The sequence below is a fragment of the Halobacillus yeomjeoni genome (assembly GCF_020171525.1).
GTDB classification, from domain to species: Bacteria; Bacillota; Bacilli; order Bacillales; family Halobacillaceae; genus Halobacillus; species Halobacillus yeomjeoni.
The window spans coordinates 410799-428409 of record NZ_JAIVAI010000002.1; the positions used below are offsets into that span (position 1 = coordinate 410799).

At 44.8% G+C, this 17611-nt stretch carries 15 protein-coding genes; 6 read left to right on the plus strand and 9 right to left on the minus strand.

Annotation, left to right across the window (positions count from 1 at the left end):
* Nucleotides 1–110: 110 nt before the first annotated feature.
* From LCL89_RS10205 to LCL89_RS10220, 4 genes are all read right to left on the minus strand, one after another.
* Nucleotides 111–1055 (minus strand): ribose-phosphate diphosphokinase, encoded by a 945-nt coding sequence (locus LCL89_RS10205; protein WP_224810014.1) that lies wholly within the window; start codon nt 1053–1055, stop codon nt 111–113.
* Nucleotides 1056–1432: 377 nt separating this feature from the next.
* Nucleotides 1433–1858, minus strand: a complete 426-nt coding sequence (locus LCL89_RS10210) for a hypothetical protein (RefSeq protein ID WP_224810015.1) — start codon at nt 1856–1858, stop codon at nt 1433–1435.
* 116 nt (nt 1859–1974) lie between these two features.
* Nucleotides 1975–3603 (minus strand): FAD-dependent oxidoreductase, encoded by a 1629-nt coding sequence (locus LCL89_RS10215; RefSeq protein ID WP_318245619.1) that lies wholly within the window; start codon nt 3601–3603, stop codon nt 1975–1977.
* 136 nt (nt 3604–3739) lie between these two features.
* Nucleotides 3740–4390 (minus strand): SDR family oxidoreductase, encoded by a 651-nt coding sequence (locus LCL89_RS10220; RefSeq protein WP_224810017.1) that lies wholly within the window; start codon nt 4388–4390, stop codon nt 3740–3742.
* Between the two features lie 309 nt (nt 4391–4699).
* Between LCL89_RS10220 and LCL89_RS10225 the strand changes: the two genes are divergently transcribed.
* Nucleotides 4700–5101: a cell wall hydrolase gene (locus tag LCL89_RS10225; protein ID WP_206760757.1), complete on the plus strand. Its 402-nt coding sequence runs from the start codon at nt 4700–4702 to the stop codon at nt 5099–5101.
* 59 nt (nt 5102–5160) lie between these two features.
* On the opposite strand, the gene LCL89_RS10230 is transcribed toward LCL89_RS10225, so the two are convergent.
* From LCL89_RS10230 to LCL89_RS10240, 3 genes are all read right to left on the minus strand, one after another.
* Nucleotides 5161–7302 (minus strand): type IA DNA topoisomerase, encoded by a 2142-nt coding sequence (locus tag LCL89_RS10230; RefSeq protein ID WP_224810068.1) that lies wholly within the window; start codon nt 7300–7302, stop codon nt 5161–5163.
* A 118-nt stretch (nt 7303–7420) separates the two neighbouring features.
* A complete protein-coding gene (locus tag LCL89_RS10235) occupies nt 7421–8605 on the minus strand; it encodes an alanyl-tRNA editing protein (protein WP_224810019.1) in 1185 nt (394 codons plus the stop codon).
* 123 nt (nt 8606–8728) lie between these two features.
* Nucleotides 8729–9223 carry a lactoylglutathione lyase family protein gene (locus tag LCL89_RS10240; protein WP_197318125.1) on the minus strand — a complete coding sequence of 165 codons (495 nt, stop codon included), beginning with the start codon at nt 9221–9223 and terminating at the stop codon, nt 8729–8731.
* Nucleotides 9224–9342: 119 nt separating this feature from the next.
* On the opposite strand from LCL89_RS10240, the gene LCL89_RS10245 reads away from it, so the two are divergent.
* The 4 genes from LCL89_RS10245 to aceA all read left to right on the plus strand — a co-directional run bounded on the left by LCL89_RS10245 (nt 9343) and on the right by aceA (nt 13147).
* A complete protein-coding gene (locus tag LCL89_RS10245; protein ID WP_224810020.1) occupies nt 9343–9675 on the plus strand; it encodes a winged helix-turn-helix transcriptional regulator in 333 nt (110 codons plus the stop codon).
* A 379-nt stretch (nt 9676–10054) separates the two neighbouring features.
* Nucleotides 10055–10174: a protein YhfH gene (gene yhfH / locus LCL89_RS10250; protein ID WP_197318128.1), complete on the plus strand. Its 120-nt coding sequence runs from the start codon at nt 10055–10057 to the stop codon at nt 10172–10174.
* Between the two features lie 71 nt (nt 10175–10245).
* Nucleotides 10246–11838: a malate synthase A gene (gene aceB, locus LCL89_RS10255; protein WP_224810021.1), complete on the plus strand. Its 1593-nt coding sequence runs from the start codon at nt 10246–10248 to the stop codon at nt 11836–11838.
* Between the two features lie 13 nt (nt 11839–11851).
* On the plus strand, nt 11852–13147 hold the full coding sequence (gene aceA, locus LCL89_RS10260; protein ID WP_224810022.1) for an isocitrate lyase: 1296 nt from the start codon (nt 11852–11854) through the stop codon (nt 13145–13147).
* Between the two features lie 438 nt (nt 13148–13585).
* On the opposite strand, the gene LCL89_RS10265 is transcribed toward aceA, so the two are convergent.
* Nucleotides 13586–14215, minus strand: a complete 630-nt coding sequence (locus LCL89_RS10265; RefSeq protein WP_224810023.1) for a 2OG-Fe(II) oxygenase — start codon at nt 14213–14215, stop codon at nt 13586–13588.
* Between the two features lie 147 nt (nt 14216–14362).
* Nucleotides 14363–16735, minus strand: coding sequence for a DEAD/DEAH box helicase (locus LCL89_RS10270; RefSeq protein ID WP_224810024.1), 2373 nt, complete (start codon nt 16733–16735; stop codon nt 14363–14365).
* Nucleotides 16736–17042: 307 nt separating this feature from the next.
* Between LCL89_RS10270 and LCL89_RS10275 the strand changes: the two genes are divergently transcribed.
* Complete coding sequence (locus LCL89_RS10275) at nt 17043–17606, plus strand: general stress protein (protein WP_224810025.1); 564 nt, start codon at nt 17043–17045, stop codon at nt 17604–17606.
* The last annotated feature ends 5 nt before the right edge of the window (nt 17607–17611 follow it).

Consider the following 17611-nt stretch of genomic DNA (forward strand, 5'->3'; position numbering starts at 1 on the left):
GCTAATAGCAACTATGATTTATAGTATTCCTTCTCTACACTTTTAAAAACATTCACCCCACAAGAAAAGGCCGATGAGAAATCCATGGATTTCTCATCGGCCTTTTTTACTTAATCAAACAGCACACTGACAGAGTCTTCATGCTGAACCCGCAATAAAGCATCCGCAAAAAGCGGCGCTACGGAGAGAGAAGTGATTTTTTCAATCTTTTTATTTTCAGGCAGAAGGATAGAATTGGTCACGACCAGCTCTTTGATTTGTGAGCTATCAATCTCTGTAACTGCAGGATCGGATAAAACAGCGTGTGTCCCGCAGGCATAGATGTCACGAACTCCATTTTCTACGAGTGCTTTCGCTGCCAGAGTGATGGTTTTACCCGTATCGATCATATCATCCACGATGATGGCATTCTTTCCTTCAATCGACCCTACCACATTCATCACTTCATCGCTGTCAGGATGAGCTTTTCGATTATCAATGAATGCAATCGGGGCATCCAGGTAATTGGCCATTTTTCTAGTTCGACTCAATCCACTCGTCGCCGGCGCAACGACCACTACATCATCGAGATTTTTTTCTTTGTAGTAATCAGCCAGAATCGGAATGCCCTGAAGCTGATCGACTGGAATATTGAAAAAGCCTTCGATCTGCGGAGCATGCATGTCCAGGGTGATGACCCTTGAAACCCCTGATTTTTCCAGCAAATCAGCGATCAGTTTCGCCGTAATCGGTTCCCGGGCGCGGGCTTTTCGATCCTGACGGGCATACCCGTAATAAGGGATGACCACATTGATCGTCCTGGCTGAAGCTCTCTTCATCGCATCGATCATTATCAGAAGCTCCATCAGGTTTTCGTTTACAGGCTGTGATGTAGTTTGTATCAGATAAACATCCGTACCTCGGACACTCTCTTCAATTCTGATTTGAATTTCACCGTCACTAAAACGTACAACCGAGCTTTCTCCTAAGGGAACCTCCAACTTTTCAGAGATTTCCTGCGCTAAAGGGACGTTGGAATTCAATGCAAACAGTTTCATTTGTGATTTGGATCGCATTTCGACCTCTCCTCTCTTTTCCGATTCAGACTCCTATGTACCAAGAATCTTCACGAGCCATGCCTCCAAAATAAACAGGAGGATATTGAAATCATTATATCATAAACGGTTATTCAGGTTGGGTTGGAAGGATGTTCAAGCTCACGACTCCTTTAGTACTATTCACAAAAGTGACCAGGAAAAAACGTTGCTACCCTCTTCTACAAAAAGAACTTCCTACGATAGGGAGTTTCAGGGACTGCTTTCTACCAGATTACAAGATCGTATACACCTTGAAAATGCATCTGTCGCTGCCGGACCTGTCCACTACGATTTTATGACAATGACCAAAGCCAACCTCTTATGCAGAAGGTTGGCTTTCAAATTTGTTTAAAAAACTATTTTTCCATACCTCCATGGACTTCCACCACAAATGCATAGCTTTCAAAACCTTCCTCGTCTTCAATAAGTACATCAAAGACATAGACTCCCTGTTCACCAGGGAGTTTGATTGTGTTCTCTTGGATGGGCTCTGTTTTCATCAATTCATCTCCATCCCATTGCTGCAATGTGAGATTTCGCAACGAATGACCTTCGCGTACGACTTCCAAAGCTGCGTGGGGCGGGATGACATCAGGGTCTTCCATCATATGCTTCAACCGATCAGACATTTTTTCCTGATAGATTTCTTCTTTCCCCGGACCAAGCGCTCCAACCGAATATACTTCAAACTCATGATTGATCAGAAGTTCAGGTGGTTCTTTTATATAGGCGTCTCGCAGAAGATCCAGCTGGTATTTTCTGTTCAATTCAAACCAATTCATAGTTGTACGCCCCCGGTTCTGTCCATTTGTACTCATTATAGAACGATGCTTGTAAGTACACTACTTGAAATATTCACCAACCAAAATGTCTGCTTCCGAAAAGCTATATTAATCGATTAGTTGAAAAAATCTTTAATTCTTTCAAGTGTCTGAACAGAATCCAAAGACGCATCATGGAACGCCACATGACCATCCGGGCGAATGAAGAGAATATGTCCTTTTTTCATTCCGAGCTTTTTCTCCAAGTGACGGTGTACATCATAGATGATCGGGAGGTCTTTTTCTCTAGTCGTCACTGTCCCACCTCTTGCAACCAGAATTACTTGAAGGAGATCAGGGAAGGCTTCGTTGACTGCCTCATAAAAAGAATAAGCTTCATCTATCACATGTTCTTCCTGGCAATCGATGTAAATGAGGCACAGGTGGCCATACCTTGAAATGAGAGGATACAATCGTTCATCTGTCGTCCCATCAAAAAACATCAAATAATCAGGGACACGCTCTCCCGCCTGGACGGCTCGTTTTGGAAGGGAAGAATCTTTCAATGACCGGTTACAGGAGGTGTGATCATAATCATTTTGGATATGGGACATTTGGTTGGCGACTCTCTTTTGGACCCAGCCTTGAGTTAACGCCGCTTTCCCTGTCCAATTCCTCAGCTTTCCTTTCGCCCCCTTCATGGTGACGACTTTCAGCATTCTGGATGTTTCCTTCAGGACATCCTTTCCGATCGGGTAGCGCTCCTCGTGATAAGTATTCAAAAAAGCATCACCTGCATACCCTTTGAGGACGAGTTCCAGCTTCCATGCAATATTCACTGCATCCTGTAAGCCAAGATTCATCCCCTGTCCTCCCATCGGATTGTGGATATGCGCTGCATCACCGACAAAAAACACATGTCCGCTCCGGTAGTTGGGCACCTGGCGATGGGCTGTTCCGAAATTGGACAGCCACTTTGGGTTCCGGATTTCATAAGATGTAGGCAGAATCGTATCCATACTTTCCTGTACTTCATCCAGCGTCGGCTCATCTTTGTGCGGCAGCCCCTGCTTGGAACGGTCGAGCCCCACCACCCGGTAACTGCCATCTTTGTAAGGGAAGAAACCTACAGCACCCCGATCGTTCAAGTGCATTTGAATGTAAATCTCTTTCATTTCAGGAATGTCCACGTCTCCCAGGAAAAACGTGTATCCCTCATCCTCACCAGCAAAATCCACGTCTAAAGCTTTCCGCACCGGGCTGTGGGCTCCGTCACAGGCAAGTAAGTACTTTGCAAAATACTGTTTCTTTCCCCCTTTGAAATCAGCTTTCACAAACACCCCTTTTTCTGTATCCTCCAACTCGGTGACTTCATGCTCCCTGTTCACTTTCCCTCCCAAGGAAGATAAGTGCTCTTCCAGGATCTCCTCTGTTTCACTCTGAGGAATGACCAGCATGTATGGATATCGACTTTGGATATGATAGAGTTCGACGATGGAAGGGCTGTCTCCACCCAAATGCAGTTTGGCACCAGGACCGGGGTACCCCCGCTCCAGAAATGGTTTGTGTACGCCAAGAAGTTCGAACATTTCAAGCGTCCTCGCCTGGATACCCAGCGCTTTCGATAAAGTCGAAGGCTCGGCATTCTTCTCGATGCAAGTGACGTCCACACCTCTTTTCTGCAATTCGTTGGCCGCCATAAGACCAGCCGGCCCCGCTCCTACAATCAATACATCGGTTTCGATTACGGAAGTCATCTTAGACACTCCTTTTTCCAGCTCGATCTTGAGACGAATCTACCATACGATACCCTTCTTCACTTGAAACATGCATCTGTAGACATATTAAAGGTGAATAAAAAGACAGCCCGGCGGCCGGACTGTCTTTTACACCTTGTACTTTTTATAATGCAGCAATGGCGTCTTCGACCTTGTCGGTTCCTCCGACAACTTGAAACTCCTTGCCGATTGTAGAATCATTTTGAAGGGAAGCTAAAATGACTTTCGCTACATCCTCGCGGGGAATCTCCCCTCGTTCAACTTCTTCAGCCGCTTTCACCTGACCGCTTCCTTCCTCATTCGTCAAACGGCCCGGGTGAATGATCGTATAATCCAAATCGGTTTTTCTCAACCAATCATCTGCGTAATGCTTGGCGACGACATAAGGGGCAAAGGAAGGAGGAGCTTCCTGGATCTTTTCTCGTGTCGTATCGAATGAGCTGATCATGATATAACGGTTCACACCTGTCGCTTTCGACGCTTCAATCGTTTTCACTGCCGCATCCAAGTCGATGAGCATGGTCTTATCCGGTCCCGTATTCGGGCCTGACCCTGCAGTGAATACGACAGCATCCACACCTTCAAACGCCTTTGCAATCGTATCCGGATCGTCCTCGAGATCGACGACGACCGTCTCCGCCCCTAAATCCTTAAAGTAGGAGGCCTGCTCTTCTTTCCGGATCATGGCTTTCGCTTCCAGATCGTCACTTTCCTGAATGAATTTCACAAGGTGCTTTCCAACTTGACCGTTGGCACCTATTACAAGTACTTTCATCTTCTCATCCCTTTCTTCGTTCCTACCCTTTATGTATCCAAAATCACGGGGAAGAAAACCGTGCATTTATGAGTTTGGTCGATAAATAAAAATTCTCGCTGATAAAACATGGTAGAATGGTTGATAAATAAAAATCCCCGCCGATAAATAAGAAATTCCGCTGATAAAAGCCCCACCACCCCTCCCTCCCCACCTTTTCCTGCATACAATTCAACAAAAAACAGCATTTCTTCAGAGATTATTCATACACTGCCATAGAGGTGAAAATAAGTGGCCAGAATAAAATATAACAACAGCGACATTGCATTGATGGCAAGAATGATGAGGGCGGAAGCCGAAGGAGAAGGCCGGCTTGGGATGCTGATGGTCGGAAACGTCATCGTCAATCGAGTCAAAGCCGACTGCCTGGATTTTGAAGGATTAAGATCCGTACCGGATGTGATTTATCAAGTCCAGGGCGGAAACTATTCCTTTGAAGCTGTCCAGAAAGGAAATGTGTTTTATAACCGCGCGAGAAGCGCGGAAAAAAGATTAGCCAAACAAACATTGAAATATTGGAGACAGCACCCTTCCAAGTATGCCCTATGGTACTTCAACCCTTACGCCCCATGCCCTGACACCTGGTATGGGCAGCCTTTTACCGGGCAGTACAAAAAACATTGTTATTATGAACCCCAGGCGAATACGTGCCCGGGAGCCTATCGATGGTGACCACAATAAAAGAAAGACCTTATGACAATGGAAGCCTCCACGTCATAAGGTCTTTCTCTTTAAGATTTATTTTGAAAATCAAACTTGATCTTATACTCTTCATCCAGCATCAAAGCGGTACTGAAAGGCTTCTTCCCTTTGAATCCTTTCAACACTTTCGTACGTTTCTTTTCGCACAACGTTTTGATCATGTTGTTCGTGAGCGACTTTCCAGCCAGTCTCTTCGGAAAACTCACCTTACACCCTTCCTTATAGGCGGAACACGCGTAAAATTTATATCGATCCATGATCGATCCCGTGGAACAACGCGGGCATTTGGCAATCGGTTGATTCCAGTTCTTTTTCGTCTTTTCTCCGGTGCTCCTGACTTGTACATCCTTGATCGATCCCGGTGTTTCCTGGATCAACTTCTCGATGAACTGACCGGTCTGCTTGAGGAATACCTGCTTGGACCCTTCACCATTGCCGATTTTCCTTAAATACGCCTCCCACTTCGCTGTAAGCGATGGACTCGATAACAACGTTCCTTCAATCGCCTCACAGAGCATGATCCCTTTAGCTGTGACATACACGTTGTTCTTTTTCACTTCGATATACTTCTGGGCTTTGATGGTTTCAATGATACTCGAACGGGTAGCTTCAGTTCCAAGCCCCTCGACTTCTTTTAAAATCTCCACATCAGTCTCATCGTCCATGAGCTTTCCGCACGTTTTCATCATGTTGATGAGCTGCCCTTCGGTATAAGGTTTCGGCGGTTGAGTCATGCTTTCCTTGATCCCCACTCGTGCACCGACTTCTTCCCCCTGCTGGACTTCCGGTAACAAAGTTTCTTTTCCATCCTTCGATTTCGACGGTTTCGGAAACAGCTCTTTCCATCCCTGGCTCACTTCTCTTTTGCCCGTAGATTTGAAAGGAAGATCGTTCACATTTGTATAAAGAGTGGTCTCTTCATAGATATAATCCGTGTGGAACATCGATAGAGTCGTAGCAAGAATCTCGTTATAAATATTTTGTTCATCACGGCTCAAACCGCTCAGCTTCTTCTGCGTCGGGACCGACTTTGTCGGAATGATCGCATAGTGTTCCTGAACCTTACTATTGTTCACATAACGCTTGTTCGGTTTCAAAGATACAGGTGTGAAAGAGACGTTCAAAGCTTCCTGGTATCCCTTCACGTTATTCACGACGTACGCGAACTCATTCTCTGTAATGTAATTACAATCGGTCCTCGGGTAGGTGACCAATCGCTTTTCATAGAGTTTCTGCACCGTCTTCAAAACTTGTGAAGGGTTATATTTCCAACGTCTATTCGCCACACTCTGCAAAGTGGACAGGGAATGGAGCTTAGGGGACTTCTGGTACTTCGTTTTTTTGTCGACCTTTTGGACATTCCCGGTCAAGTCTTCCTTTTCCTTCAGCCCATGCTCGTCCATGAGCGCCTGCACCTTGGCTTTATCTTTATCCTTGATTTTCGCCAGACCTTTGTAGGTCCCTTTTTCCGCCTTGAACAATCCTTCGATTTGATAAAAGGGTTCGGAGACGAAGTTCTCAATTTCCTTGTGCCTCTGATAAATCAGATAGACCGTCGGGGACTGCACCCTTCCGATCGATAAGTGACTCTCAAACCCTTTTTTTTGTAAAAGCAGTGTGAAAAGGCGGCTCGCATTGATGCCGACAAGCCAATCACTGATCTGCCGTGCTTTCGCTTCATCGAACAATCGCAGGTCCTTTTCGTTATCACGCAAGTTCTTAAACCCTTTTCGAACTTCATCTTTTTCAAGAGAATTGATCCATAGACGCTGGACCGGCTTCCCTTTTACCCCTGTCAAACGGAGGATACTGTAAAATATATTGGATCCTTCCCGGTCGACGTCGGCGGCATTCACAATGACATCCGCTTGCTGGAACAACTTTTTCACCGCCTGGAACTGCTCCCACTTCCCCTTCGACACTTTTTCATGGAAGCGGTCTGGAACGATCGGCAGCTGCTCCAGTTTCCACCTCTTCCACTCCGGTTTATAGTCATGAGGTTCTTTCAACTCAACAAGATGGCCTACGCCCCAGGTGATCGTCGCTCCACTTGGAAATGTTTCGTCCGGTTTCAATTGTATGTAGGTTTTCGTTTTTTCCTGAACCGTGAAGGCCTCTGCATAGGCTTTTGCCTGCGAGGGTTTTTCGGCTAAGATGACCACGTTCGGCATGGTCCCTCCACTCCCTTCATCCATCACCCCCTGTTTATGGGGTGAAAAGGAGAGTAAAGACAGGCTTTACTCTCCTCTAAGATTTATATGGTAAAAATATCAACTTTCTAAACTATCATTATAACAGTTCTTTCACCTTTTGAGCGAAATCGGCTCCATTTAAGAGGTTCCTTCCACCACCCTGTACAAAATGCGGTTTCCCACCGCCTTTCCCTTCAATGAGGGGCATCGTCTGCTTAGCGATTTCATTCATATTCCGTTCAATATTCTCCCCATGAGCCAGTACGAACTGAAGCTGATGTTCCTGTTCACTGACAAGGATTAAATAAACATCCGGTGCTTCTTCGATAATTGTTTTTCCAAGAGACTGCAGCGATTTGATCGAGCGGTTGTTGAAGACGCGATGAACCACTCCGTCTTCCGGTATTTCTGATATGATTTCCAGTGCTTCGTATTGAAGCAGCCGCTCTTCCAACTCCGCAATTTCCTTATCTTTTTCCTTGCTGGACTGAATGATTGCCGAGACTTCCTCGACAAGCTGTTCCTCCGGTCTTGAAATCAACTGTTTCATTTCAGTCAGAACCTGATGTTTCTCACCAAGCTTTTGTCGCACCCGATGACCACAGGCGAACTCCAGACGTACCTGCCCTTTGCTCTTTGTCCATCCCAAAAATTTGACGGCCATGACTTCGCCGGTGGAATGCGGGTGTGTGCCCCCGCAGCCATTGTAATCGGTATCCGGAATGATCACTAGGCGAACGTCATCCTCGACAGCAAGCTGCTTACGAAGCGGATACGCCCCCGCTTCTTCTACAGACATCCATTTCGTTTCCACAGGAAGATTCTCCAGAATGATTTCGTTCACCTGTTGTTCAGCTTTTTCCAAAAGGTCATTAGAGAGGTAGTCGGTATCCAAATCGATCGTAACGGTCTCTTTACCCAGGTGGAAACTGGTCGTCGGGATTCCGAACCGATCATCAAAAACCGCACTGATGATGTGCTGTCCCGTGTGCTGCTGCATATGATCAAAGCGTCGTTCCCGATCGACCTCTCCACTCCATTTTTCTGTATCGGCCGGAAGCTTTCCGCTTACGTAATGACGGATCTCCCCCTCGACTTCTTCCACATCCACGACCTGCATTCCATTCAATACACCCGTGTCGTGCGGCTGGCCGCCACCTGTCGGATAAAAGGCCGTTTCTTCCAGCACGATATAATGACCGCGGGCATCCTGATCTGTTTTTACCAGCGTCGTTTCAAATGTCATCTTATATGGATCTTCATAGTAAAGTTTTTGCGTCATCGTCTGTTCCCCCTATGTATGTCTGACCATATCGTAACACGTTTACCTCCATCCGCATTCTAATGCACAAAAAAGGACGCACCACTCGAAGTGGTGCGTCCTTTGAACGTCAGAGGGCTTCCTTTAGTAAGCTCCTTCAGAATAAGTCAATTCATAGCTGTGCGTATAGATTTCGAAGATGTTGCCGAAAGGATCTTCCACATATACCATCTTGAATGGTTTTTCACCAGGGTAATACTCGCGGATCGGCATGCGCTGCTTCCCACCATGCTCTTTGATTTTCTCAACGATTCCTTCGATATCCGGATCCTGGACACAGAAGTGGAAAATGCCCGTCTTCCAATATTCGAAATTGTTTTCAGGCTGTTCATTATGAGGAAATTCAAACAGTTCGATTCCGATTTTATCACCAGTCGCCAAGTGGGCGATTCTGAATTTCTCCCAGTCATTGCCGAATACGTCACGGCACATCTGACCGATCGGAGTATCGTCATTCTGTACTTCTGAAGGCTCCATGATGACATACCAGCCGAAAACTTCAGTATAGAATTTTACAGCCTCCTCGACATTTGGTACGGAAAGTCCTATATGAGAAAATGTTCTTGGATAAGGATACATTTTTATTCCTCCTTGATTTTAATTTCTACATCAGACATTATAATTGTTGGTGAAAGATCACGTAAGTATGCACTTTTTTGTAAGACACTAACCTGAAGGTAAGAAAAGGTGGTTATAGTATGGATACCCCGATCGATAGAGAAGGAAAACTGAAATGTTCGATTGAATATACGTTGAATAAAATCGGAGGCAAATGGAAAACCGTCATTCTATGGCATTTGGGGGTCGATGGAACCCTGAGGTACAACGAACTGAGAAGGCTGCTCCCTGGTGTTTCTCATAAAGTGCTGACCCAGCAGCTGAAGGAACTCGAAGAGGATGGTTTTATCAACCGCGTCCAGTATAATACGATTCCTCCAAAGGTTGAATATTCAATGACCGATCTTGGAAATACACTCATGCCGATCCTTGAACAGATGCACATTTGGGGAACGGAACACGGTCTCACCTAAGACCTAAGCGTAAACGAGCAAGTTCACGGCCTGCTTGAGCAAGGCGGGCATGAACTTGCTTTCATTAGAGGAACACCCCGATTAGAGGGTGTATTTTTTTTGCTTATTTTTTCACATCTAATACTTTTGTCCTGCAAACATTCAACACTTCTATGAGTTCTTCGGCAGTGTTTGAAGGCTCAGTCATAAGCTTAGGACGACATCTAAACTCTTCAGAAGACCGCGTTTCTTTATTCACCTCCCCCTTTCCCCAAGAAGGTCAAATTCCCTAAATTGTAAAAATATTAGAAAAAGTTGTTGCAATTTTATCCAGGTCAACGTAAACTGTTCCATAACAGTTAATAAAAATTATTTCTGTTATAACAAAGGAGGAGTTAAAATGAAAAAATCAAATCACACGCTTACCGTTTCCTGCCCTCAATGTGGATCAGAAGTAAAGTCTCAAGCTTATACGTACATGATGGAATGTGATCGCTGCCTATCCAAAAAAGATGAGTAAAGTTATGCACCAACTGTTATATATCAGTTTTTAATTTCTAAGTATATACTATAACAAAAGGAGGCGGATACATGGAAACAAAAACAAGCAATTGGAAGGTGAATGGAGACATATCCCCTTCCTTTGCAGAAATATTGACCCCCGAAGCCCTTGATTTTCTTGAACAGCTTCACCAACGTTTCAACCCCACGAGATTAGAATTGCTGAACCGCAGAAAAGAGGTTCAGGAACAGTTGAACCAAGGTGTCAAACCTTCCTTCCCCAAAGAGTCTGCTCACATCAGAGAAACAGACTGGAGGATCGCCCCTCTCCCCCATGATCTGCAGGATCGCAGGGTGGAAATTACAGGACCTGTCGACCGGAAAATGGTCATCAATGGATTGAATTCGGGCGCGAAGGTGTTCATGGCTGATTTTGAAGATGCGAACTCCCCTACATGGAACAACACCATCCAGGGGCAGATCAACTTACGAGATGCAAACAGAAGAAGCATCACCTTCCAAAATGCTCAAGGAAAGACTTACGAGTTGAAAGAAGAAACAGCCACCCTGATGGTCCGGCCGAGAGGATGGCATCTCGATGAAAAGCATATGTCTCTGAACGGCGAGCCCGCTTCAGCAAGCTTGATCGATTTCGGCCTTTATTTCTTTCATAATGCGAAACAGCTTCTGGAAAACGGCTCAGGCCCTTACTTTTATCTTCCGAAGCTTGAGAATCATCACGAAGCAAGGCTTTGGAATGATGTCTTCATTTTCGCTCAGGAGTCGCTCGGAATTCCGACCGGGTCGATCAAGGCTACCGTCTTACTCGAGACGATCCTCGCCGCATTCGAAATGGATGAAATCCTGTTTGAGTTGAAAGAACACTCGGCTGGATTGAACTGTGGACGGTGGGATTACATCTTCAGCTACTTAAAGAAATTCCGCCAGGATCCGAATGTCATCCTGCCTGACCGGTCCGAAGTCACGATGACCAGCCCGTTCATGAGAGCGTACTCTCTCCTGACGATTCAGACTTGTCATCGCCGCGGGGCCCCGGCTATCGGCGGAATGGCCGCACAGATTCCTGTGAAAAACGATGAACGACGCAACACCGAAGCTTTTGAAAAAGTCACGTCAGATAAACTCCGCGAGGTTACGGATGGCCACGACGGGACGTGGGTCGCCCACCCGGGCATGGTTCAGACCGCGATGGATGTTTTTAACAAAAATATGCGGACTCCGAACCAAATCAACTATCTAAGAAATGACCTTCACATCACAGAAAACGACCTCCTGGAAGTCCCTGAAGGATCGATCACAGAGCAAGGGGTGCGGACGAACATCAATGTCGGTATCCAATACATGGCCTCCTGGCTTTCCGGACGAGGCGCCGCTCCGATCCACAACCTGATGGAAGACGCCGCTACCGCAGAAATATCACGCGCGCAGCTATGGCAGTGGATCCGTCATCCTCAAGGAATTTTGAACGATGGCAGAAAAGTCACGTTCGAATTGTTCGAGCAGTGGAAGCAGGAAGAAATGATCGCAATCCAACAGGAAGTGGGTCATCAAACCTTTGAAAACGGCCCGTACAAAGAAGCGGAAGCTTTATTCGAAAAACTGATCCGTGACGATGATTTTGCAGAGTTTTTGACAATTGAAGCCTATGGGCAACTATCTTAAGGGGGAATCGGAAATGACAAATGAACGTATAGAGAAACTGAAACAAGAATGGCAGGATGAAAACCGCTGGGGAAATGTGACACGTCCATATGAAGCGGAGGAAGTGATCCGTCTCAGAGGTTCAATGGATATTAAACATACCCTTGCTGAAAAAGGGGCCGAAAAACTGTGGCGTCTCCTTCATGAAGAAAACTACGTACACGCTCTCGGAGCTTTGACCGGAAATCAGGCGATGCAGCAAGTGAAAGCTGGACTGAAGGCCATCTACCTTAGCGGATGGCAAGTGGCGGCGGATGCGAACTTATCCGGTCACATGTATCCGGACCAGAGCTTGTATCCGGCAAACAGTGTGCCTCAAGTCGTGAAACGCATCAACCAGGCGCTTCAGCGTGCCGATCAGATTCATCATATGGAAGGGAAAACGGATATCGATTGGTTTGCTCCTATCGTGGCTGACGCCGAAGCAGGTTTCGGAGGACAGTTGAATGTATTCGAGTTGATGAAAGGAATGATTGAAGCGGGTGCTTCTGCTGTTCACTTCGAGGATCAGCTTTCTTCCGAGAAAAAATGTGGACACCTTGGCGGTAAAGTTCTGCTGCCTACTCAAACGGCTGTGAGAAATTTGATTTCTGCACGTTTCGCAGCGGATGTGATGGGCGTTCCGACAATCATCATCGCCCGTACAGACGCGAATGCTGCTGACTTGATCACCAGCGATATCGATCCCGCTGATGCTCCATTCCTGACCGGTGAACGTACCGCGGAAGGATTCTATAAAACTCGCGCCGGACTCGACCAAGCGATTGCCAGAGGGCTTTCCTACGCTCCTTACGCGGATTTGGTATGGTGTGAAACATCTGAGCCGAATTTAGAGGAAGCAAGACAGTTCGCGGAAGCCATCCACCGCGAGTATCCAGGCAAATTACTCGCTTACAACTGCTCTCCATCTTTCAACTGGAAGAAAAAACTCGATGATGAAACGATCGCTCATTTCCAACAAGAACTGAGCAAGATGGGCTATAAGTTCCAATTCGTTACGCTTGCAGGTTTCCACGCATTGAATCACAGCATGTTCGAATTGTCCAGACAGTACAGAGACAGAGGCATGGAAGCTTATTCAGAACTGCAGCAGGCAGAGTTCGCAAGCGAAAAACACGGCTATTCAGCGACACGCCACCAGCGTGAAGTGGGTACAGGATACTTTGATGAAGTCGCCCAAGTCATTTCCGGCGGTACATCTTCTACCGTCGCTTTGAAAGGCTCCACCGAAGCTGAACAATTTACCGAAGATAAGGTTCCTACAACTTAAGGAACTTCCCATATAAAAAAGGATTGATATAAAAGCAGATTGAAAGCAGGCGGAGGAAATGGTCCGCTTTCCGCGGGCGGCGGTGAGCCTCCTCGTTTCACTGCGGGGTCTCACCACTTCCGCTATTCCCGCAGGAGTCTCCCCATTTCCACCGCCTCTTTCTCATAATCTGTGCATCATTCATATTTCAGAGAATGCAAGCTCATTTATTGACGAAGAATAATATTTTTCTAATCAGAACTTTGTAATAAGCCTCCTTTGTCGGTGGCTTTTTTGGTGCCTTAAAATCAATGCCCACTCCTACTCAACCGTTTTACAATCGTAAAAAAATCCATAGAAAAACACCTTCAATATCATCCATTTGACGACATTGAAGGTGTTTCATTGATACGTTATTTATCTAAGAAACGACTGTACTAGTACAGAAAACAATTACACTTAACGATACTGTTTTCTTCTCACCCACATCGTCGCTGCCCATTTTTCTCCTGTTATTACAGGGGAGCCTCCATGAAGTGTACGTTCATTCATGGATGGGTCGGAATAAAAGTACTCAAAATAGACTCCCATCCCTTTTTGAGGGGAGATGGATAGATTCATATTGGGGAAGTACGTTTCCCCTCCCTCTTCTACATCATTCAAATAAAGGACCAGCGTACTGATTCTAGGATTATGTGTGCCATTGTGTTTTGGTTTGAAGTAGTCATAATGAGCTTTATATTCTTGCCCGGGTTTATAATTCAGGATGTGCAGTCCTTCTCCATGCTCGACGGGTACGTTCATAATTTGTGCCATCCGCTTTTCAACCCTTGAAGTGATATCGTCTTCCGGAAGAAAAGCGCCACTGCTTGTGCGGATATCGCTCACTTCATGCCGTGATCCGATTTTGGAACGGTTGATTCTGTCTTTGGAAAGACGGATCAGTTCTTCACACTCCGCATCACTTACCACGTTTCCCAGCACAACAATTTTAGGATCTTCCATTTTAGCGATGATTGAAATCTCACGGTCTGCGGTCACAATCTTGTTCCCCGTGTGGTCGAAAATTGAAGTTTCTTTCACTTGCATGGTCACTTTTTCATCAACCTTTTCATATTAATGATATCCTCTTAGATTGATAGGATACAACTCATATTTTATCACCTATTTACTATTTTTTCTTTATTTTTCATAAAAATCCCAAAATAAAAGTGAATAGAATATAAGTAAGGTTTATTAGTCAGTGGTATGTCTCTTGAGGACATTAGAAGGCTTGTCTCCCTCCTCGTTAAATAGATCACTTTCTCCAAAAACAATAAATGAATCTTTCGCCCTCGAAACAGCTACATTCAACAGGGTTTTATCTTCATCGAAGTTCAATTCTTCAAATGAACCTCTTCTATAGACACTGGAAAACAAGACGACCGGGCTTGAAGATCCCTGCATCATGTGAATAGTACCGACTGTAATGTTCTTGAGCCCCTTTTTCTTTAGAATCTTTTTTATTTCGTGCATTTGTTCAGTAAAAGGGGTGACTATTGCAACCAAAACAGAAAGATCTTCTTCCTCATAAAAAGATTGAAGCTCTTGTTGATTCTCTAGAATCCATTCCACAATGTGTTGTGCTTCATCCGTGTTGGACAACCCTGTGTGGTGTTTTGTGACTTCCCCATCAACATCAATGAAACCCATGTGATGAAAAGGATAGTTTTGATAACTTTCCCGTACAGGAATCAACCAATCTTGATAAACCAGTTCGTCGCAGAAATTGATCACCTCTGGAACGCTTCTCCGATGTTCAGTTAAAAACATCCCTTTCACATCAGGATGCACTTGAAAGGAACTGAGTCTTTGGAAAACACGCAGGGCGGATCCACCACTTGCCAACAGGTCCATATCCTCTGTTAATTCTTTATTCCAGCCTTGATTTAAAAGATTAGCTAAATCAAAGGTTCTAGTTATATTTCGAATAGGTGTTGCCTGATGAATATCACCTACAGCTACTATTTTTTTGGCAAAAGGAACAATACCTGCAGCCATTTCAGGTAACATCTGCCCTGACTCGTCTATCATAAGTAAGTCTATAGATTCATAGCTTGGTTCCTTATTCTCTTTTGTGAAAAATTTTGGTAAGTCAAAAGCAGACACTACTAAAATTGAAAACAATTTCATTAGAGATGGTCCAAACGACAGAATGTCTTCTTCATCCTGATCCATGATCCACCGTGCTTCCCAATATTTTACCGATAGACAAAAAGCTCGTTTGCGAAGCTTGAGATCGATCGTTTTCGCCATCACTGACCTTACTTTCTCATTTATATCGTCAATATTGTGCGAGCTCAACCACCTCAACACTTCTTCTTCATTACCCTGTTGAAGTATGTCCACAGCCTCTTTGATTTCAGATACGGTATGCCAAAGTTCGTTATGAATCACTTCAACAGCTTCATTTAAGGAGGAGCAATGATGAATAAAATATGCATTTGTGTTTTGCAGGAATTCTTCTCTCGACTTAGCCCGGATGTCAGGGTTACTGATTGTTTCTTTAAAATGATTTAAGAAATTCACGCCCTTAAGGGAGGAGTCTTCCCTTTCTTCGTTTCCTAAATACAATGCGTAATGATCGAGAGAATGAATCCACCTCTTTTCTATCAGAGATGAATCTGCACACTCAAAATCCTGCGCGATATCCAAAGACGTAAAGCGATCATGAGCTGTCGCTGTTAATACTTGTGGATTCTTTTGTTCTAACAAAGCGCTTTCCACATAAAGAGAAGAAGCGATACAATTCAACATCATTGATTTTCCGGTACCTGGTGGACCATTGATTGCAAGCACTCCTCCTTCATATTCTTCAAAAATATAATATAGCGCTTGACGTTGTGAAGTAGACAACGCATCATTCCCTGGAAAATGCCCCAGGTGTCTTGGGTGGGAGTCTAAGAATAAATCGTCCCACGGGAGTGATATTGGAGAGTCATCTTGATAGGTAATCATCTGCCTATATATTTCAGGCAGTTCCCCCTCCCCTTTTCGGCTCATATCATCCAGGACGGATATCAAATCCCCTTTATTACCAAGGCCTTCTTTCCTAATTGAAATGGATGAGTGTTCAACCGTTTCAAAGTCCTCATGTTGGAATGTTTCCAACGATTGTCCACTTACATACTTAAAAAGGCTCGAGGCAAACGTCCAATAATCATCCCAGGTAGGAAAGGTTAACTTTCTTCCTTGATAAAATTCTTCATAATCCTCTACATACCCTATCGAGGGGTCTCCTGTCCGAGAAGGAGCAAGGTAGTATGTGGTCATCCATGGTATATCCCGTTCATGAGGTGAAAGATAACCAGAAGAGTGAAGAATTGCAGGAATCCATAGGGGAGCAATATAAACTTCAGCATTATTACAGAGGAGCAGAGGGTTGATGAGGACCTCAAGCTCCTTTTCTTCCCTCCCATCGAAAAGCCTTTGTACAACCCCCGATGGAAGAACTCCACACCGAATATCTTCTATAGAAAGTTGGACAGCTCCATGAGAAATGTCCTGATACCGTGTTCCGTACCGCTCAGCATCAATCAGACTCGTGCGAAAATAACTTGTATAATCCATCTAATACTTCCTTCCGTTTATGCCTAAAGACTTAGGTGATTAGGAGTCGATATACACTATTTAACTAGTAAAAATTATGCATACCTTCTATGTATCCATATTTAATCTTCAAGAAACTCCTTAATGGTCTATCACCATTTAAGTAGTAACAAACGGAGGCGAGATGGCAGGAAATAAGGGGCACTTGTTTCTGATGAAATGAATTCATTTAAATGGTTTTTACACCCTTTAATGGATTATTATGTTTATTTTATAAAAAAGAGCGGGAAGGAGTTACTATAACTTTTTTAAAAGGAAGACAATAGTAATGGATAAAAAAATTATCGGCGGCGTATTCAACACGATTGATGATGCTGAAAAGGCGATTAGAGGACTGAAAGATGAAGGATTCGGAAGTGAAGACCTGACAGTTTTCGCAAAAGACAAAGATCAGATCCATGAAATTGAAGAAGAAACAGACACAGATGTTTCTAAAAATAAAACCGGCAGAGGCAAAAATTCCGGACTTGGTGCCGGGTATGGCGCAGCTTCTGGGGGAGTTCTCGGTGGAATTGCCGGTTGGATTGCAGGAATCGGGTTGTTGACGATCCCTGGTGTCGGCGCTGTAGCAGCTGCCGGACCACTGGCAACCATTCTTTCCGGTGCTGGAGTCGGTGCAGGAAGTGGCGGTATCGTAGGTGCACTGGTTGGAGCAGGTATCCCGGAAGAACAGGCTAAACAATATGAAAAAGATTTGAAAGACGGGAAAGTCATTGTACTTGTTGAAACACCTGCAGAAAAACACAATGCAGTTTACCGTACGTTTATTGACAATAAAACAGAAAACTCTGCGATGTATCCAAAAGGGGTAGTTTCAGAATCCTACCGGTAATTGAT